Annotated in this window: 16 protein-coding genes and 1 pseudogene; 13 read left to right on the top strand and 4 right to left on the bottom strand. The window is 33.8% G+C overall.

What is annotated here, in order from left to right:
- The first annotated feature begins 8 nt into the window (after window positions 1-8).
- The 13 genes and pseudogenes from RT99_RS01295 to RT99_RS25885 all read left to right on the top strand — a co-directional run bounded on the left by RT99_RS01295 (window position 9) and on the right by RT99_RS25885 (window position 16,709).
- The gene (locus RT99_RS01295; RefSeq protein ID WP_052483498.1) at window positions 9-1,208 is read left to right on the top strand and encodes a M48 family metalloprotease; all 1,200 of its coding nucleotides are present in this window, start codon (window positions 9-11) and stop codon (window positions 1,206-1,208) included.
- 1 nt (window position 1,209) lies between these two features.
- On the top strand, window positions 1,210-6,630 hold the full coding sequence (locus RT99_RS01290; protein WP_042562927.1) for an AAA domain-containing protein: 5,421 nt from the start codon (window positions 1,210-1,212) through the stop codon (window positions 6,628-6,630).
- A gap of 221 nt (window positions 6,631-6,851) precedes the next feature.
- Window positions 6,852-7,679, top strand: coding sequence for a ribose-phosphate diphosphokinase (gene prs / locus RT99_RS01285; protein WP_042562926.1), 828 nt, complete (start codon window positions 6,852-6,854; stop codon window positions 7,677-7,679).
- Between the two features lie 100 nt (window positions 7,680-7,779).
- Window positions 7,780-8,115, top strand: a complete 336-nt coding sequence (locus tag RT99_RS01280) for a hypothetical protein (RefSeq protein WP_031455095.1) — start codon at window positions 7,780-7,782, stop codon at window positions 8,113-8,115.
- Between the two features lie 2 nt (window positions 8,116-8,117).
- On the top strand, window positions 8,118-8,978 hold the full coding sequence (locus RT99_RS01275) for a hypothetical protein (protein ID WP_042562925.1): 861 nt from the start codon (window positions 8,118-8,120) through the stop codon (window positions 8,976-8,978).
- 124 nt (window positions 8,979-9,102) lie between these two features.
- A complete protein-coding gene (locus RT99_RS01270) occupies window positions 9,103-10,185 on the top strand; it encodes an adenylosuccinate synthetase (RefSeq protein WP_042562924.1) in 1,083 nt (360 codons plus the stop codon).
- Between the two features lie 9 nt (window positions 10,186-10,194).
- Window positions 10,195-10,722: an NADAR family protein gene (locus tag RT99_RS01265; RefSeq protein WP_042562923.1), complete on the top strand. Its 528-nt coding sequence runs from the start codon at window positions 10,195-10,197 to the stop codon at window positions 10,720-10,722.
- Between the two features lie 10 nt (window positions 10,723-10,732).
- Entirely contained in the window at window positions 10,733-11,182 is a 450-nt protein-coding gene (locus tag RT99_RS01260) for a macro domain-containing protein (protein WP_042562922.1), read from the top strand.
- A 38-nt stretch (window positions 11,183-11,220) separates the two neighbouring features.
- Window positions 11,221-11,763 (top strand): RNA 2'-phosphotransferase, encoded by a 543-nt coding sequence (locus RT99_RS01255; protein WP_042562921.1) that lies wholly within the window; start codon window positions 11,221-11,223, stop codon window positions 11,761-11,763.
- Between the two features lie 9 nt (window positions 11,764-11,772).
- Complete coding sequence (locus RT99_RS01250; RefSeq protein ID WP_042562920.1) at window positions 11,773-12,375, top strand: macro domain-containing protein; 603 nt, start codon at window positions 11,773-11,775, stop codon at window positions 12,373-12,375.
- A gap of 30 nt (window positions 12,376-12,405) precedes the next feature.
- Window positions 12,406-13,140 (top strand): metallophosphoesterase family protein, encoded by a 735-nt coding sequence (locus RT99_RS01245; RefSeq protein WP_042562919.1) that lies wholly within the window; start codon window positions 12,406-12,408, stop codon window positions 13,138-13,140.
- Window positions 13,141-13,270: 130 nt separating this feature from the next.
- The gene (locus RT99_RS01240; RefSeq protein WP_042562918.1) at window positions 13,271-14,740 is read left to right on the top strand and encodes a nicotinate phosphoribosyltransferase; all 1,470 of its coding nucleotides are present in this window, start codon (window positions 13,271-13,273) and stop codon (window positions 14,738-14,740) included.
- Between the two features lie 616 nt (window positions 14,741-15,356).
- Window positions 15,357-16,709: pseudogene (locus tag RT99_RS25885) on the top strand (IS3 family transposase).
- Between the two features lie 54 nt (window positions 16,710-16,763).
- On the opposite strand, the gene nadD reads toward RT99_RS25885, so the two are convergent.
- From nadD to RT99_RS01205, 4 genes are all read right to left on the bottom strand, one after another.
- Window positions 16,764-17,345, bottom strand: coding sequence for a nicotinate (nicotinamide) nucleotide adenylyltransferase (nadD, locus tag RT99_RS01220; RefSeq protein ID WP_042562916.1), 582 nt, complete (start codon window positions 17,343-17,345; stop codon window positions 16,764-16,766).
- A 32-nt stretch (window positions 17,346-17,377) separates the two neighbouring features.
- Entirely contained in the window at window positions 17,378-17,743 is a 366-nt protein-coding gene (locus RT99_RS01215; RefSeq protein WP_052483496.1) for a four helix bundle protein, read from the bottom strand.
- Between the two features lie 56 nt (window positions 17,744-17,799).
- Window positions 17,800-18,372 (bottom strand): guanylate kinase, encoded by a 573-nt coding sequence (gene gmk, locus RT99_RS01210; protein ID WP_042562915.1) that lies wholly within the window; start codon window positions 18,370-18,372, stop codon window positions 17,800-17,802.
- A gap of 108 nt (window positions 18,373-18,480) precedes the next feature.
- Window positions 18,481-19,341, bottom strand: a complete 861-nt coding sequence (locus RT99_RS01205; protein ID WP_042562914.1) for a YicC/YloC family endoribonuclease — start codon at window positions 19,339-19,341, stop codon at window positions 18,481-18,483.
- Between the last annotated feature and the right edge of the window lie 329 nt (window positions 19,342-19,670).

Here is a 19,670-nt window from a genome sequence, read left to right as displayed (position 1 = left end):
TAAATATAATGATCAAACCATTTCCATTCCATTCTGATTTAAGAGATTATTTTAAAAAGCAAGACAAAACCTGGTCTTGGTTTTCTGAAGAAAAAGTAAAAGCAGAACAGCAAGAAGCCTTTAAAACCGATTTATTAAAGAACTCTTATCGAATAGATCCGGAAACGGAATCGAAAGTTTATGAAATTTTAAACAAGGCAAAAGATAAATTAGGAATCATCGTCCCGATTACGATTTATCAATCGCAGAGTACGGATAATAATGCCGGAGTTGTTTTTTTTGAAAACGAAGCCCACATTATTTTATCGGGAACGATATTAAAATTGCTAAACGAAGACGAATTACTGGTTTTGTTCGGACATGAATTGTCGCATATTTTGTTGTTTAATATGGAAAATGGCGATTTTGAAATCACCAACAGAATTATCAATACCATTGCAAGCGATAATAACAGCGAATTGTTTTATTACGAAACTGCAAGATTGTATCAGCTTTATACCGAATTATATTGTGATTTAGGTGCTTTAAAAGTCAGCGGAAGTCTGGAAACTACAATACAGACATTAGTAAAATTAAATACAGGTTTAGAAAAAGTTTCGGCAGAAAGTTATCTGAAACAAGCCAATGAAATTTTAGAAAGAATAGAAAAAGGTTCTGACGGAGAAACACATCCGGAGAATTTTATCAGAGCCAAATCTCTGGAAATTTTCGAAAATGACAATGCCAATTTTTATTCGAAAGTAGAAAAGATTATTTCCGGAAAAACCGATTTGCATCAACTCAATTTATTTAATAAAAAGCTGGTTTTTGATATTACAAAAGAATTAATCTCGATTATTTTAAAACCAAAATGGACGCAATCTGAATATTGTAACGCACTTTACAAACAATATTTTTCCAATTCAGATAAAAAAACAGACGCTTTTATAGACGATGCCTTCAAACTGAAAATAGAAAACAGCAAGAAAAACCTAAAAGAATATTATGCTTACGTAATGCTCGATTTTGCGTTGTGCGATCCGGATTTGAAAGAAGCATTTATCGGGCATATTCTGGATATTTCGGAACAATTAAGTTTAGAAGATGAAATGAAAACGATTCTCAAAAAAGAACTGAATCTTACCGAGAAAACCTATAAAGCATTTGCCCAAAATTGCACTTCTACCTTAAATACTATTTTAGAATCAGACTTAGAAAACACTTATTAAGATGATTACACCAATAAAGGAATCCGCTTTTTATCAATTTATTACCGAAAACTTTCAAAAAGGAGTATTTGCCAACGATGATATTATTGCCATAATAATGCCTTTGTTAAAAACGGTTGCAACTATTCATAATCAGGGAAAAGTGGCGTCGCTGCAGGATATTTCGGCGATTTATATCGAAAATCAACATTTTCATATTTTGGATAATGCTTTCGAAATACAAGATAATTCGAAAGTAATTTCGGCATTCTTTAAAAGTAAAAGCAGAGCATTTGAAATTTCGGGCGAACATTTTAATACGACCGAAATTGGAGAAAATGTAAAAAGAGAATACAGTGACAAAAGTGTTTCTGAAGATGATTTAGAAGATTCTAAAAAACCGGTTTATGTAAAAGATTACAGTTGTTTTGAGTTTGAATTTGACCATCATGATCCGTTGACAGATATTTTTGTTTTGGGAATGATTCTGGCGAGTATCGCTTTGCAGTTTGATTTTACAGATATTGAAGATGTAAAACGTTTTGTAGAATATCGCAAGAAAATGTACTTCCTGAACAGCAAAATAAATCCTGCAATTGCCAATATTATTTTGGGAATGACGGAATTGAATCGCGAAAATCGCTGGAAGGATTTAAACGAAATTGTAGAAAAACTCCAGAATTACAGAGATTATAATCCTGAAACCGAATATGATTTATCACATTTAATCGACGCAAAAGTTCAGAATAAAAATCAGTTTATTCACGAGAAACTTCGAAACCGATTATTTGATAACAGCAAACGAAACCGACTTTTGTATTTTCAGCCGAATTTAAAATTCCTGAATCTTACCGTTTCATCCGTTCCGCAAGCGTTGAATTATGAGAATATCGATCCCAATGCTATTTTTTACTGGAATGCTGAAATCTCCAAAAAAATCAGCAACACCAGTACCATTTCGCTCAATAAATATTTAGAATTTCAAGACAATACGTATATCGTTCCCACGCTTGATAAAATTCGTTTAGAAGCCAATAAAGACATTAACGAATACGGATTTAGTCAATTAAAACTCGTTTTGTGCAACCTGAACTGGTTCAATACCAAAGAAGATAGTTCAGAAAAAATAGTTTCGCCTTTGCTTTTGGCATCGGTTACACTAACAAAGAAAAAAGGAGTGAAAGACGATTATACATTGGAATTCCTGGATTCTGAAGTCGAGATAAATCCTGTTTTGGCCAACATGCTAAAAGATTTATATGATATTCGTTTGCCCGAAAGAATTCAGCTTTCTGAAACTAAAATTGAAGAAATCTATGAATTATTAAGAATTCAAGTCGAGAAAAACAGTTCGGGAATTGTTCTGGATTATATTGAAAAACCCAAGATAAAACTGATTCATTCGCAGGCAAAACAAATTCTGACGCAGTTTAATAAACGTTCCAAAAAACGAGAAGCGATTCAGGATCAACGAAGCCTGAATTATTCTTATAAACCCGAAAATTATCAGCCGTATGGTTTAGAGTTGTTTCGGAATTATGTTTTCAAACAGGCTTCATCTTTAGAATATCTGATAAATAGTGATATCAAACAGAATCCGCATTTTTTTAATGAAAATAAAACCATCGAAAGAGAATTTTATCAGCTTGATGAAGGCGACGTAAATCCTTTCCGTTGGGAATTTGATACTTGTAATTTAATCTTAGGCAATTTTAATTATAAAAAAATGTCTTTGGTTCGCGATTACAATCAGGTCATTGAAAATGACGTTGAGAATAATGTTTTCAAGAGTTTGTTTAATTCATTGGCACAAAAAGATTTTAAAAATGAACTGGAATCCGGAAATAGTTTTACCAAAACGTTTAATGTTGTGGCGAGCGATCCTACGCAAAACAATGCCGTAAAATATTCAGAATCTGGAGAAAGCTATATTATACAAGGTCCGCCGGGAACAGGAAAATCGCAAACCATTGCCAACTTAATTGCTAATTATGTGGCAAATGATAAAAAAGTTTTGTTCGTTTGCGAAAAACGTGCTGCACTAGATGTCGTTTTTTACCGACTTAAAAATCAGGGATTAGATGATTTATGCTGTTTAATTCACGATTCGCAGGCAGATAAAAAAGAATTTATTTTTGATCTGAAACAAACTTTCAATGACTTTACAGCATCCAAAAATAATTTTGAAGCCATAGCAAAAACGCGAAATAAACTCGTTGAGAAAATTGATGCTGAAATCAATAAAGTAGCAATTTTTCATGAATTTATGAATGCCAGAATCGATTCTGAAACCAATCTTACTATCAAATCTATTTTTGATGTTTTGATTTCGAATTCACACAAAGCATTATTAGACAATTTAAACACGCTCGACGACAGGGCAGGATTAGAAGACTGGAACAAAAACCACGAATTATTCGAGAAATTATTTGCGATAAATCTGGAAACCAATCAGTCTGAGTTTTTCTCTGTGCATCCGTTCCGCTTTTTAAAAATGGATGCGTTTCGTAAATACCAGCATATTTCAGATTTAAAAAAGGACTTAGAAAACAGTCAGGAATTATTAGAAAATATTTCAGAACGACTTGATTTTGTTTCTATTCCGCCAAAAGTAGACACGTTTTTTGAGATTCATAAATTCCTTCGAAAAGCAATTGGGACTTTTATTTATTTTGATAATAATGTTGCCGAATTATTAGAACCAAACAGTGCGCTTTTCAGATCGTTGGAAAAAGATGTTCAGACTTTATTGAAGTTACGATCTGATATCGAAAAACTGGCAAAACAATATCCGTATTGGACAAATACAATATCTGAAACCGAAGCTAAAACGGCTTTGGAAATCATCAGAAAAAACGAAAACAGCTTTTTTAATTTTATAAGTTCTGATTTTAAGAAGACAAAAAACGAAATTCTTGCCGTTTATGATCTTAATAAACATGCTGTAAAACCAAGTTTATCAGTTGTTTTAGAAAATTATATTGCGCAATTTGAGCTTGAAGAGAAATTTAATACTTTAAAAAACGATTTTGAAAGTAATTACAATTTAGGTGATTTATTCGAATTAAAATACCATACAGAAACACTTAAAAAAGAACTAGACGCCACGATTCTAGAGTTTGCCAAAAACCTGAATGCAGAAGAAAGAAAAGAAGTTTCGGAAATTAAGAATCTGTTTTTAAAAGTAAATTCGTCTTTGTGTGACAGTATCGAAAACTATGAGAATTTAAGTTTATCAGCTATTGAAAACGAAATTACAGCGATCAATACCAAGAAAGCTTATTTTGACTTGTACGCCTCTTTTTTTGATGAAATACAAGATGTAAATCCGTCGGTCATTCAATTATTGAAAGGAACGAAAATTCCGCTCGATCATTTAAAAATTACTTTGGCAGAAAGATCACTGGAAAAATATTATGCGATTAATTACACGCATAAAAAATTCAACATGGATTTGCTGCATACTTCTATCGAAAAAGTAAAAAGAATGTATGCCGATTTATTAGAACTAAACGGAAAATACATTATTGCAAAACAAGTCAGCAATTTAAAAGAACTGATTTTAACGTCTGAAATGTCGGTTTCCGGAATGACATCGGAACAAAAAGAAAGTAAAAGATCGATTACCGAAGGAAGAAAAATTCTGGAAAATGAATTCAGCAAAAGCATCCGATTTAAATCGATTCGCGAATTAGCGTCTTCAGATTCGGGACAGATTATCCGCGAAATAAAACCCGTTTGGTTAATGAGTCCGTTGAGCGTTTCAGATACTTTACCGGTTGATGAAAACTATTTTGATGTTGTCATTTTTGACGAAGCGAGTCAGATTACGCTCGAAGAAGGATTGGTGCCCATTTACCGAGCCAAACAAACCATTATTGTTGGAGATGAAATGCAAATGCCGCCAAGTAATTTCTTCGGAAGTTCCTCCGGAAACCAGGACGATTTATGGAAGGACGCCACAGAGGATGATGATGATTATTTCTCTTTAGATGCCGATAGTTTCCTGACACAGGGCGCACGCAAATTTCCGTCGATTATGTTGGGCTGGCATTACCGTAGTAAACACGAAGCTTTGATTGGTTTTTCGAATGCTTCCTTTTACGATAGTAAATTGTTGACGATTCCTGATTTAAAAGATCACAGCAAAGTGGGCGAAGCGATTGTTGTGAATGATGTAAAAGAGGCGAAAAACAATCTTGATCACTTATTTTCTAAACCAATATCCTATCATTATATTCAAAAAGGAATTTATAATGCCCGTTCGAATACTTTGGAAGCGCAATATATTGCCAATATGGTTCGCGAACTTTTAATTCAGAATAAAGAGCAAAGTATTGGGATTGTTGCTTTTTCGATGGAACAGCAAAACGAAATCGAAACGGCGATCGAAAATATTTGTATTGATGATAAAGTTTTTGAAAACCTGATTGAAGAAGAATACAAGCGTATCGAAAACAACCAGTTTGTTGGACTTTTTGTGAAAAACCTCGAAAATGTGCAGGGAGACGAACGCGACATTATTATTATGAGTACGTGTTACGGTTATAACCCAACGGGGAAAATGCTGATGAATTTTGGACCAATTAACAAACGTGGCGGTGAAAAACGCTTGAATGTAATTTTCTCCAGGGCCAAGAAAAGTATGTGCGTCGTCAGTTCTATAAAATACACAGACATTAAAAACGAATACAACGAAGGCGCAAATTACTTTAGAAAATACCTTCAATATGCGGAACTGATTAGTTTGGGACAATTGGAAGCGGCAAATAATGTTTTGAATTCGATAAACAGTAAAAACAAAATTGAAACTTCGAGTTTAATCGCCAATCAAATTCAGGCAGAAGTAGAGAAAATGGGCTACTTCGCCACGCAAAATATTGGACAAAGTAAATTTAAATGCCATTTAGGAATCAAGAAAGCGGTGGAAGACGAAGAATTTGTTTTGGGAATTATGATTGACGATGATCTTCATTATGCGAATAACGATATTCTGGAACAATATCTTTTAAGGCCGGAAATTCTAAAAGCCAACGGTTGGACGGTTTGCCAGATTTATTCGAAAGACTGGATTGAAAACAAACCAAGAGTTTTAAAAATGATTGGGGCAGCGTTGCACAATCAGTCGTTTTTTGATGATGTTGAAATGGAAGAAACGACTATCGAAATCGAAAACAACGTCTCAGAAAATAATTCTGAAACGGCAACTAACGCGAATACTAATTTTGAAAGATACCTGAATACCTCAAACGGAAGTAATAAGTTTTGGGAAATTTGTACAGAAGGTAATACGATAATTGTTCAATACGGCAGAGTAGGAACCAAAGGCCAAAAAATGGTAAAAGCCTTTGACAGCGAAGATAAAGCCTTAAAAGAAAAACGAAAACTAATTGCTCAAAAAGTAGCCAAAGAATATTTTAAAGAAGCTGCTGACGATAACTAACATAAAAGTGTAAAATTTTTCACCATTAAGATATTAAGAAAATTAAGTATACTGCTTAATGAAACTTAATATCTTAATGGTGAAAAAAAATAATCTTAATCGTTGAAAATCTGTAGCTAAAGAATAAAAAAAGCATGTTTGCGTAAATTTTACACAAAATAAAATTGTTTATTAAATAATTAAATCTATATTTGCGTATAATTAACGCAAACTAAAAAACCATGATACTAAATTTAGACCCAAAATTCACTCCTGTAACGAATCAGGAAGAAATCAAATTTCAAAGTTTTACATTTTCTGGAGGAGAACCACATATTAAAATCAATCCGGATTTTGATCATAATCAGAAAGTAACAATTACACACCGATTAAATTCATTCAACGATTTGGGTTTATTGTGTATTACTGTAGATGCTTTGCGTAGAATGGATGTTAAAGTTATCGATTTGTTTATTCCGTATTTTCCGGCTGCAAGACAAGATCGTGTTATGATAAAAGGAGAATCTCTTTCTGTAAAAGTGTATGCAGATATCATCAACGGACTTCAACTGAATAAAGTTTTTGTTTTTGATGCGCATTCTGAGGTCACTCCGGCATTGGTAAACAATTGTGAAGTGATTCCGAATCATACTTTCATCAAAGAAGTTTTAAATATAATTGGAGAAAACGTAAAATTAATTTCTCCGGATGGTGGTGCTCTTAAAAAAATCTACAAAGTGTCTGAGTTTTTAGGCGGAGTTGATGTTGTAGAATGCAGTAAAAGCCGCGATGTAAAAACCGGAAAATTATCTGGTTTTAAAGTATACGAAGATGACTTAAACGGAATTGATTGTTTAATTGTTGATGACATTTGCGACGGCGGCGGAACTTTTGTTGGCTTAGCCGAAGAATTAAAAAAGAAAAATGCCGGAAAATTATACTTAGCCGTAAGCCACGGAATCTTTAATAAAGGATTTGAAGTTTTAGATTGTTTCGACAAAATATTTACAACGAATTCAGTAAAAGACTTCGAAGGCGAAAGTGTAACAGTAGTTAAATTAACTATGTAAATATGTTTCAGGTTTCAAGTTATCCAAAGCAACTTGAAACTTGAAACCTGAAACAAAGAAAACCCCAAGCAAAAAAACTATAACCAAACAACTAGAAATTATGAGCGATGATTTAAAACCAAGATTTATTGAGTCTTTAAAAAGAAACAATGATCAGATTAGAGAAGACAGAGCCAAAACCATTGGTGAAGATTCTGAATTAATTTACAGACGTCGAGTTGAAGACATCGAATTAAAAATAAAAAGACTCGAAAGAGAGCAGGAAGGCCTTATCGATATTAGTCCGCTTGACAAGAATAGTTTGACTTTTGCCGACTTTCAACCGGAAGCGTTTGTACAAAAAGATATGGAATTATCATTAACAATCAGAAATTTAAATATTCAGTTTGAAGTGACAAAAAAGAGATTTGAATATTTATTTGGTAAAACATTTTAATCATGGGAGGTACAAGATACGATTTAGGCGCTCGTTTGAGCAGAGCCGAAGCAGCAGGTTACGGAAAAAAATCAGCAAGTGAAATTTTTACGCAAAATTCATTGCATATGGCACATGAATCTATGAATCCGAACGGCATTACGTTTAGAGAAGCCAGAGATTCAGAAGTTCACCCAAATACAGTTCCAATTATTTTAGGACTGGATGTTACGGGAAGTATGGGGCATATTCCGCATGAATTGATTAAGGATGGACTTCCGAAATTAATGGGCGGAATTATTCAGGGAGGAGTTCCGGATCCGGCACTTTTATTTTTAGGAATTGGAGATCACGAATGCGACAGATTTCCGCTTCAGGTTGGACAATTTGAATCTGGAGATGAAGAATTGGATATGTGGTTAACGAGAACGTATATCGAAGGTGGAGGCGGAGGAAACGCTGGAGAAAGTTATCTTTTGGCGTGGTATTTTGCCGCTTTTCATACCAAAACCGATGCTTTCGAAAAAAGAGGTCAAAAAGGATTGTTGTTTACCGTTGGTGACGAACCAAATTTACCAACACTTCCGGCATCTGCCATAAAAGAAATTATGGGTTCTGGACAGCAAACGTATACTTCTGTCGAATTATTAAAAGAAGCTCAAAAACGCTACGAAGTGTATCATATCAGCGTTTTACATTCTGATCAGGCGGTAAGAGCAAATGTGGCCTGGAAAGAATTATTGGGAGAAAACTGTTTGTCTATTGAAGATCACAAGGAAATCCCGAATGTAATCAAGAAAATCATTTGTGATAAACATAAAAATTCTGGTTTAGGTTTAGGAACAATTCCGCTTGACGGATTAGATAATATAGAAATGCTTTAGTTTTTTAATTAAAAATTAAAAATTTGAAAACGCATTTCACATAATGCTATGCGATTTATTATAAGTGGAACGCCTTTTTAGGTTCTGTAAAGCTATGTTTCTATGTGTTTAAAAAAATATTAAAATGAAAACAGCTCAAATAGTTATAGGTTTAGGATTTGGTGATGAAGGGAAAGGAATTACAACAGATTTTCTGGCGAAGCAAAATCCTGAATCTATAGTTATTCGGTTTTCAGGCGGACAACAAGCGGCACATACTGTAATGATTGACGACAAAAAGCACGTTCATTCGAGTTTTGCCAGCGGAGCACTTCGCGGTTTGCCTTCTTATTATAGCGAACATTGCACGATTCACCCCGTTTTTTTATTTAATGAAAAAGAAGAACTCGATGAAAAAGGCGGAAATGTGGAACTACATATTCATCCGTTAGCGAAAATAACAACTCCGTTTGATGTTTGGCAAAACCGAAACAACGTAAGAAATCTGGATCACGGAACTTGCGGAAAAGGTGTTGGGGCCACAATGAAACGTAACGAAGGTCAGTACAAATTGTACGCCATAGATTTGATCGCGCCAAGACAAATGCTCTTGGAGAAATTGCAAAAAATCGCTTATTACTACGGTTTTTTAAATGAAAGTGAAATCGATGCAGAAGTAGATTATTATCTGGAAATCATCGATAAAATAAAATGGAATATCAGTGATTACAGTTTTTTAGAAAAGTATGAGAACCTGATTTTTGAAGGAAGCCAGGGAATTTTACTCGACATGGATCACGGTGTTTTTCCGAATGTAACTTATGCGAATACAACTTCAAAAAATGCATCTGAAATCTGCCAGAAATTAAAAATCGAAGATGTTGAGGTTTATTATGTTACCAGAAGTTATTCAACCCGACATGGAAGCGGCTGGATGGCAAATGAAAGAGAGTTAAAATTAAAAAATAACGAAGAAGAAACCTGTGTTTACAATGATTTTCAAAGAGAATTTCGAACAGGCGATTTAGATTATGAGCTTTTAAATTACAGTTTAAAGTTGGATGCAGCTTACAGTTTTAATGCAAAAAGAAATTTGGTTGTAACCTGCATGGATCAGCTAGAACAAGATTATGAGTTTAAACATTTAACAACAGAGTTTAAGGAAATTTACGGATCATTTTCACCTGATTCTAAAGATTTTAAACAGATAACTTCTTTGTTTCAATAAATAGAAAAAATGAAATATACTATAGAAAATACAGCCGCAGAAAGTAAGTTTTTGTTTTTCTGGGGACATCAGCCCAATAAAGACGGAAGTATTTCGAAAACCTGTTTTAGTCAATGGTGGTTAAGTTCTTTCGAAGTCGATAAAGTGATCTACAAAACTGCAGAACATTGGATGATGGCCAAAAAAGCCGAATTGTTTAAGGACAATGTAGTTTTAGAAAAAATCATTAAAGCCAATTCTCCTGCCGAAGCCAAAAAGTTAGGTCGCGAAGTAAAGAATTATAATGAAACGCTTTGGTTAGCCGCCAGATTTGACATTGTGAAAGAAGGGAATCACCATAAATTCAGTCAAAATCCGGAGTTAAAAACTTTTTTACTCAATACAAAAGACAGAGTAATAGTAGAAGCAAGTCCTGTAGATGCGATTTGGGGAATCGGGATGGCTGGTGATCACAAAGATGTTTTGACTCCGAAGAAGTGGAAAGGCTTGAATTTGCTGGGTTTTGCTTTGATGGAAGTTAGGGATGAATTAGAATAAGTTTAGAAAAATGAAAGATATTCAATATACAAAAGGAGACGCAACGGCTCCTCAATCAGAAGATAATAAAATCATTGTGCATATCTGTAATGATATTGGAGGTTGGGGAAAAGGATTTGTTATGGCGATTTCAAAAAGATGGAAAAAACCGGAAAATCAATATAGAGAATGGTTTAAATCTAAAGATGGTTTTGAATTGGGTAAAGTTCAGTTTGTTCAGGTAGAAGAAGATCTTTGGGTAGCAAATTTAATTGGTCAGCATAAAATCAATAAAGATGAAAATGGAAATGCTCCAATACGATATAATGCTATAGAAGATGGCTTGAAAGAAGTGTCTTTGTTTGCAAAAGAAAATAATGCCAGCATTCATATGCCAAGAATTGGCTGTGGTTTAGCAGGCGGAAAGTGGGAGATGATAGAACCTATTATTCTCAAAACACTTTCAAATAATGATGTTTAAGTCGTTGTATATGACTTCTAGAAAAAAATATAATAATAATGAATGAGAAAATAACAAAAGATGTGAGTAAGTTCCTGAGTTTGATACTTAGACACTCACCAGAAAAGATTGGATTAAAATTAGACGAAAACGGTTGGGCAGATGTTGAGGAGTTGATTACAAAATGTAATAAGAAAGGAAAAACATTAAATTCAGAACTTCTGGATTATGTAGTAGTAAATAACGATAAAAAGCGTTTTGCTTTTAATGAAGATAAAACGAAAATAAGAGCAAGTCAGGGACATTCGATTTCGGTTGAATTAGATTTAAACGAAACAGAGCCTTCAGAATATTTATATCACGGAACAGTTGCTAAGTTTTTGGAAAGCATTAAAAAAGAAGGTTTACAAAAAATGAGCCGTCAGCATGTACATCTTTCTAAAGATCGTGAAACAGCCATTAAAGTAGGAAGTAGAAGAGGAGTTGCTCAAATTTTGACCGTTAGAAGCGGCGAAATGCATCGGGATGGTTTTAAATTTTATTTGTCTGAAAATAATGTTTGGTTAACAGATGAAGTTCCGGCGAAATACATTCAATTTTAATTCAAAAATATGCTGCATATAAAATTGGTTTACTTAGAAGATGAACTTGGAAACTCATGGAGAAATGATTTTTCAGAATGTGAGAATCTCAGTATAATAAAAGGGGATATTACAAAAATAAAATCTGACGCAGTTGTAAGTCCAGCAAATTCATTTGGATTCATGGACGGCGGATTAGATTGGCATTTGTCAGAAAGATTTGGATGGCATTTGCAGGATGAACTACAAGTGAAAATTGCTGAACTTGATGAAAGAGAACTCTTAATTGGAAGATCAATCACATTAGAAACAGGAGATAGTGAAGTTCCTTTTTTAATTTCAGCTCCAACTATGCGAGTTCCGATGAGCTTTAATATTGCAACTTCAGTAAATGCCTTTCTGGCTATGAAAGCAATTTTGATAGCTTGTATAAATAATCCTAAAATAGAAACAGTAACAATTCCGGGTTTATGTACTGGATGCGGAAGAATGCCTTTTCATATAGCTTCTAATCAAATGTTTTTGGCTTATGATGAAATTATAAATAGAAATTACAGAGAATATAAAACTTTCGGCGATACCCAAAAGTACCAATATAGACTAAACGAAAAAGGACTAATCTGGGATTATTAAGTAACAAAAAACACTACTTCATAAATAAATATAATGAGAACATTAGTCTTTGGCGATATTCACGGTGGTTTAAAAGCTTTAATTCAATTACTTGACAAAGTTGCCGTTAAAGAAAATGACAGACTTATTTTTCTTGGAGATTATGTAGATGGCTGGAGTGAATCAGCACAAGTTGTTGGTTTTTTGATCGACTTATCTCAAAAACAAGAATGCATTTTTATACGCGGAAATCATGATGTTTGGTGCCATGAATGGTTGAACAAAGATGTTATAAATGATATTTGGTATCTGCATGGAGGAAAATCAACCATCGAAAGTTATCAGAGCATTGATTCTTTGGAAAAAGAGAAACATCTTGAATTTTTTGCAAATATGAAAGATTATTTTGTAGATGAGCATAATAATTTGTTTATTCACGCTGGTTTTTCATCCATGCACGGTCCGGAAAAAGAACATTATGCAAGCAATTTTTCGTGGGACAGGACACTTTGGGAAATGGCTTTAACGATGGATAAGAGAATTCAAAAAGATTCGCTATCCTATCCTAAAAGATTGTTGCTTTATAATGAAATTTACATTGGCCATACGCCAACACTTCATTATAATATTGAGATTCCAATGCAAGGCTGTAATGTCTGGAATATTGATACAGGCGCAGGTTTTTATGGAAAATTAAGTTGTATTGATACAGAAGCAAAAGTATTTTGGCAAAGCGATGTAGTACAATCATTTTACCCAAACGAAAAAGGAAGAAATAAAGCTTAAATATTACACAAAGACACACGAAGAAAAACACAAACAGCACAAAGAAATTAAAACTTGGCGAGTCTCTGTGATAAACTTTGTGAATCTCTGTGAAACCCAAAATTTACGAGAATTTAAATAACTAAAATATATGAACCCACTATTATTAACAGATGGTTACAAAGTTGACCACAGAAGACAATACCCGGACAAAACAACATTAGTATATTCTAACTGGACACCAAGAAAATCAAGAATTGAAGGTCTTGATGAGGTGGTGTTTTTTGGATTACAATATTTCATTAAAAAATATATTATTCACGATTTTGATGCTGATTTTTTCAAACAGCCAAAAGAAGAAGTAGTGAAAAAATACGCACGAAGAATCAATAATTATTTGGGCGAAAACCAGGTTGGAACAAAACATATCGAAGATTTACACGATTTAGGATATATTCCGATGGTTTTTAAAGCCTTGCCGGAAGGAGCAAGTGTACCTTTGAGAGTGCCAATGTTTACGATGTACAATACGATTCCGGAATTTTTCTGGCTGACGAATTATTTCGAAACGTTACTTTCTGCGGTAATCTGGCTTCCTTGTAACTCTGCTACAATTGCCAAAGAATACAGAAAAGTATTAGACAAATACGCTGATGAAACTTCATCTGTTCCTGAATTTGTAGATTGGCAGGCACATGATTTCTCTATGAGAGGTATGGGCGGAATCGAAGCGGCGATAACTTCTGCTGCCGGACATTTATTGAGTTTTACAGGATCTGATACTATTCCGGTAATTGATTTCTTCGAAGATTATTACAATGCCAATTCAGATAAAGAGTTAATCGCAGGTTCAGTGGCTGCAACAGAGCATTCTGTAATGTGTATGGGAACTACTGAAGGCGAGTGCGAAACTTTCAAAAGATTAATTACAGAAGTTTATCCAAAAGGAATTGTTTCTATCGTTTCTGATACTTGGGATTTATGGAAAGTGCTAACGGATTATTTACCTCGTTTGAAAGAAGATATTGTTGCGAGAGAAGGTAAAGTAGTGATTCGACCAGATAGTGGCGATCCGGTTGATATTATCTGCGGAAATCCAAACGGAAAAACAGAACAAGAGAAAAAAGGCGTAATTGAGCTTCTTTGGGATGTTTTTGGAGGAACAACCAATGCAAAAGGATATAAAGAGCTTATTCCGCAAATTGGCGCTATTTACGGCGATAGTATCACGGTTGCAAGAGCAACACAAATTGCAGAAAGATTAAAAGAAAAAGGTTTTGCTTCTACAAACGTTGTTTTAGGAATCGGTTCTTTTACTTATCAATACAATACCAGAGATACTTTCGGATTTGCCATGAAAGCAACTTACGGTGAAGTAGACGGAGAGGGAAGAGCTATCTTCAAAGATCCAATTACTGATGACGGAACTAAAAAATCGGCTAAAGGATTAATGAAAATTGATTTAGTTGATGGTGTGTACCAATTAACCGATAATGTTTCCTGGGAAGAAGAAAAACAGGGCGAATTGAAAGAGGTTTTTAGAGATGGAAAACTTTTGGTTGATCAGTCTTTGAGTGATGTTAGAGCGAGAGTAAAAAGTGCCGTTAATGTTGAAGCATAAAAAAGTTTAATTATGATTTAGAATAGTCCCAAAGGGACGACATATTTATAGGATTTTAGAGATTGCGAGAAGTAAACCCCATCAGGGTGATATACTTGGAGGTCAGAATATCGCTCCCATGGAGCTCTGGAACAAACGCTTATTGTTAGCTATAAATATTAAGCTCCGCTGGAGCTATTCATAAATAATTTAATATTAAAAACGAAAGCCTGAATTTTATAATTCAGGCTTTTTTTGTACGCCAGTTTGTCATTTCGAGGGACGAGAAATCTTCGCAAGTAACTCTACAAAGATTGGCGATTTTGCATGTGTAGAATGGATTGAAATCCATCGCTACAATATAATCCGTTCCTCCGGAACTCTTTATGAAATTCCAAAGGAATGATTTATTTTGTAGCAAGGGATTTTAATCCCTTGAGCGCACAGTAACCCCAACATTGTCATTCCGGGGCACGAGGAATCTTCGCGAGAAGCTCGACAAAGATTGATTCTCGTTACGGAGTTACTTGCGGAGATTTCTCCTTACGTCGAAATGACAAGATTGCGAGAGATAAAAAAAAAGCTGTCTGATTATGAACATGCCCCAAAAAGTTAGATACTATTTGGGGCATTTTTTATGGAAAGAAAAGTAAAGTATGACTATGCATTTAAGTTAGAATGTGTAGAATTGGTTTTAAAGAAGCATTATTCAGATGGATATGTTTCAAAATTAAAACAGACTGCAAGATGGAATATTCGTAAGTGGGTCAGTTTTTATAAGGCATATGGTAAAATTGGTTTATTGCCACGAATTAATCAAAGCTATTCAGCCGAATTTAAACTAAAAGTACTCAATAGCATACAAAAAGAATCTCTTTCCTTGATGCAGGCTGGCATAAGATTTAATATTCCCAATATGTCCATAATTTTAAAATGGAAAAAAGATTTTGCTAACTTTGGGCTAGCAGCATTACAACCAAAACAAAGAGGCAGACCCATATCGATGAGTGATAATAAAGGCAAAAAACGTAAATCAGACAAACTCCTTACAAGAGAGCAAGAACTGCTAAAAGAAAACGAAAGACTTCGCTGTGAGAATGAATTGCTAAAAAAGCTTCAAGCCTTAATTCAAGCCAGGAAAAATCCAAAGCCATAAACGAATTAAGGCATAAATTTGGTTTGGAATTACTTCTGGACCTAGCAAATATGGCGCGCAGCAGTTTTTATTATCATCAAAAACAAAGTAAATCACCTGATAAATATAAAGAAACTAAAGAACTGATTAAAGCCATTTATCAAAAGCATAAAGGATGCTATGGCTATAGAAGGATAACCGATGAACTGCAAAACAGAGGGGTGCTTATCAATCATAAAAACAGTTCTCAGATTAATGAATCTATTAGGGCTGAAAAGTGTTATTAGAGTAAAAAAATATAAATCTTACAAAGGTGAAAATGGTAAAATAGCTCCAAATATACTGGAACGAAATTTTAGGGCACAAGCCCCAAATCAAAAATGGGCAACCGATATAACAGAGTTCAACGTAGGGGGAAACAAATTATATTTATCACCAATAATTGACTTGTTTAATCAAGAAATAATCAGCTATGAAGTTACGGAGAGACCAGTGTTCAATCAAGTGGTTATGATGCTGAGAAAAGCCTTTAGAAAAATACCAAACAATACAAATTTAATACTTCATTCTGACCAAGGCTGGCAATACCAAATGAAACATTACCAACATTTATTAGAACAAAAAGGAATCAAACAAAGTATGTCAAGAAAAGGAAACTGTTTGGATAATGCAATTATTGAAAACTTCTTTGGAATATTAAAATCTGAAATGTTTTATACTCAAAAATTCAAATCAATAGAACAATTAAAAAAAGAAATTAATAGATATATAATCTATTATAATAACGAAAGAATTAAATCAAATTTAAACAAAATGAGCCCGATAAAATATCGAGCTCATTATTATCAAACTTAATTATAAATTTGTCTAAACTTTTGGGTGCAGTCTATTATTTCCAGACGGCTTTTTTTACTTCTTATAAAAATTATTATGATCTATATATTCCCAAACTTTTGGCGGTAAAAGCGGCTGAATATTTTTCCCTTCTTTAATGCTGTTTCGAATAAAAGTAGAAGAAATCTCCACAATTGGCGCATCAATAACATGCACTTTTGGATGTGATTTTAGTTCAGTATTTTCAGGTTCTTCAGAAATTCTCGGATAAACATAAATATCATAATGTTCCAGAATCACTTCATAGTTTTTCCATTTATGAAGCGTTTTCAGGTTGTCTTCGCCCATAATTAATGAAAATTCATGAGTTGGATATTTTTCCTGTAAATGAACCAACGTATTTACCGTATAATTCGGTTGAGGTAATTTAAACTCAATATCCGAAGGTTTAATTTTTGGATAATCTTTTGTCGCCAGAAAAACCATTTGCAAGCGCTGATGATCGTCTAATAAAGTAGCTTTCTTTTTTAACGGATTATGAGGCGTAACCACCATCCAAATCTGATCTAAATCGGCAAACTCAGCCATGTGATTGGCAATAATCATATGACCAACATGAATGGGATTATATGTTCCGAAATAAAGACCTATTTTCATTTTTAGAGTACTTAGTTATTAGTCCTTAGTTCTTAGTCTTTAAGATTTTTAGAAAAAGCATTTATCATTTTGCTTTCTTCTTCAATCAAAAACATAATCTCGTTAAATAGATTATCATCAGAAATAAATTCTAATTCTTTTGCAATAATTAATTGTGTTTCTATCTCATTCAAAGAACCTCTGGAAATATTCAAAAAGTGATTGAATGATTTATCGGTTTGGCGTCCAAAACCTTCTGCTATATTTGAAGGAATGGATACGCTCGCCCTTTTTAATTGACTTGTTAAGGCGTAAATTTCTTCTTTAGGAAAGCTCTTTGTGAGTTTATAAACCAGAACAACTATTTTGATTCCTTTTTGCCAAATGAATAACTCTTTGTACGATTTAATACCACTCATGTTAATCTTAATTTAATTTCCTCACAGACTAAGGACTAACAACTAACGACTAATTACTATTTGGAAACAAAAGCTTTCACTAACTGATAAGCTTCTTCTTTAGCTGTATCTAAATCGTAATTTTTAATGATTGTATCAAATTGTGGCGCCGTAGCCAATTCAACCGAAGCTTTTGCAATACGCATGTTGATTTTGTCGTCACTTTCGGTAGAACGCTCTTTTAATCGGCGTTTTAATTCGTCAACACTTGGTGGTTTTACAAAAACGGCTAAGGTTTGTTCCGGAAATTTGTGTTTAATACGCAATCCGCCGGCAACATCAATATCAAAAATCACATTTTTTCCTAAAGCCCAAATACGCTCAATTTCCGCTTTTAAAGTACCGTAAAAATTATCGCGATAGACTTCTTCCCATTCCAGGAAATTTTCGGCTTTAATGTGTTTTTTGAATTCTTCCAGCGAAATAAAATAATAATCTTTTCCGTGTTCTTCTTCTCCGCGAGGGTCGCGTGAAGCCGCTGAGATCGAAAATTCTAAATTTAAATCCCCTTTCCCAAGTAAATGTTTTACTATAGTTGTTTTTCCTGATCCAGATGGTGCTGAAAAAACAATTAATTTTCCTTTGTTCATTATTTATACTTTAGGCTTTAATTTATGCTTTAAGCTTTAGGCTGTACGCTTTAAGCTTTAGTTTGCTGTGTTTTTTGCTTATAGCCTATAGCTTAAAGCCTACAGCTTTTACAACACATTCAAAACCTGTTCTTTAATCTTTTCCAATTCATCTTTCATCATCACAACCAATTTTTGCATTTGAGCGTGATTTGATTTTGAACCCATTGTATTAATCTCACGACCCATTTCCTGAGTAATAAAGCCTAATTTTCTACCATTTGCTTCTTTACCTTTTATAGTTTCTAAGAAGTAATCTAAGTGATTGGTTAAACGAACTTTTTCTTCGGTAATATCCAATTTTTCAAGATAATAGATCAATTCCTGTTCAAAACGATTTTCATCTACATTAACTTTCAATTCTGAGATTGCAGTTTGCAAACGGTCTTTTATTGCCTGAACGCGTTCCGGATCAAGTTCTAAAGCATCTGTCATATATTGACGAATATTTCCAATTCTAAGGTTGAATTCTTTTTCAAGAGATTCACCTTCGTCTTTTCTAAAAGTCAGGATATTTTGCAGCGCTTCTTCAATAATAACCTGAATTTGTTCCCAGTCGTTTTCGTCGATTTCTTCGCGCTCGGTTTTTAAGGTGTCCGGCATACGAATCGCCATTTTCATTAATTCAGTTTCATCTGCGGCAGGATATACTTCTCTTAACTGAGCAATATAATTTTTAACAACAGGAACGTTTACTTTTGTCGAAGTTTGTTCAGCAGTACTTTCGATATAAATTGCAAAATCAATTTTTCCTCTTTCAAGTTTGGTAGAAATCTGAGTTCTTAAACCTAGTTCCATTTCGCGATAAAGCGACGGCATTCTTACGTTTAAATCTAAACCTTTACTATTTAAGGATTTTACTTCGACGGTAATTTTTTTTGTAGGCAATTGCAAAGAAGCTTTGCCAAACCCTGTCATAGATTGTATCATATAATTGAGTATAAAGGCGCAAAGATAAATAAAACTTTGCAGTGTTGGGTTTTAATTCGTTAATCTGTTAAAACAGTTTGTTTGCCACGAATCTCACGAATTTTCACGAATTACTATTGTTTAAATCTTTGCGAATTAGCAAAAATGAATTTATTGATTTTTTCGATTAATTAAAAATTTTAATTCGTCCAAATTTGTCTAATTAGTGGCTAACTTTTTAGAGCTAAGATTGTTTTTTGGGCGTTCCCTTCGGTCGGGCTATCCGCTCCCAATCTTTTTTTGAGCAGAAAAAGCTCAAAAAAAGGATTTCCGCTTCTATCCCTAACGCA

Origin of the sequence: Flavobacterium sp. MEB061 (assembly GCF_000834715.1) — a bacterium.
Classification (GTDB): domain Bacteria; phylum Bacteroidota; class Bacteroidia; order Flavobacteriales; family Flavobacteriaceae; genus Flavobacterium; species Flavobacterium pectinovorum.
Note: the sequence above shows the minus strand (reverse complement) of the source record. Positions and strands in the feature narration are given on the sequence as shown.

Bases quoted from the DNA above. Each gene is read 5' to 3' on its own strand.
- RT99_RS01295 (WP_052483498.1), top strand. From the start codon at position 9: ATGATCAAACCATTTCCATTCCATTCTGATTTAAGAGATTATTTTAAA.
- RT99_RS01290 (WP_042562927.1), top strand. From the start codon at position 1,210: ATGATTACACCAATAAAGGAATCCGCTTTTTATCAATTTATTACCGAA.
- prs (WP_042562926.1), top strand. From the start codon at position 6,852: ATGATACTAAATTTAGACCCAAAATTCACTCCTGTAACGAATCAGGAA.
- RT99_RS01280 (WP_031455095.1), top strand. From the start codon at position 7,780: ATGAGCGATGATTTAAAACCAAGATTTATTGAGTCTTTAAAAAGAAAC.
- RT99_RS01275 (WP_042562925.1), top strand. From the start codon at position 8,118: ATGGGAGGTACAAGATACGATTTAGGCGCTCGTTTGAGCAGAGCCGAA.
- RT99_RS01270 (WP_042562924.1), top strand. From the start codon at position 9,103: ATGAAAACAGCTCAAATAGTTATAGGTTTAGGATTTGGTGATGAAGGG.
- RT99_RS01265 (WP_042562923.1), top strand. From the start codon at position 10,195: ATGAAATATACTATAGAAAATACAGCCGCAGAAAGTAAGTTTTTGTTT.
- RT99_RS01260 (WP_042562922.1), top strand. From the start codon at position 10,733: ATGAAAGATATTCAATATACAAAAGGAGACGCAACGGCTCCTCAATCA.
- RT99_RS01255 (WP_042562921.1), top strand. From the start codon at position 11,221: ATGAATGAGAAAATAACAAAAGATGTGAGTAAGTTCCTGAGTTTGATA.
- RT99_RS01250 (WP_042562920.1), top strand. From the start codon at position 11,773: ATGCTGCATATAAAATTGGTTTACTTAGAAGATGAACTTGGAAACTCA.
- RT99_RS01240 (WP_042562918.1), top strand. From the start codon at position 13,271: ATGAACCCACTATTATTAACAGATGGTTACAAAGTTGACCACAGAAGA.
- nadD (WP_042562916.1), bottom strand. From the start codon at position 17,345: ATGAAAATAGGTCTTTATTTCGGAACATATAATCCCATTCATGTTGGT.
- RT99_RS01215 (WP_052483496.1), bottom strand. From the start codon at position 17,743: ATGAGTGGTATTAAATCGTACAAAGAGTTATTCATTTGGCAAAAAGGA.
- gmk (WP_042562915.1), bottom strand. From the start codon at position 18,372: ATGAACAAAGGAAAATTAATTGTTTTTTCAGCACCATCTGGATCAGGA.
- RT99_RS01205 (WP_042562914.1), bottom strand. From the start codon at position 19,341: ATGATACAATCTATGACAGGGTTTGGCAAAGCTTCTTTGCAATTGCCT.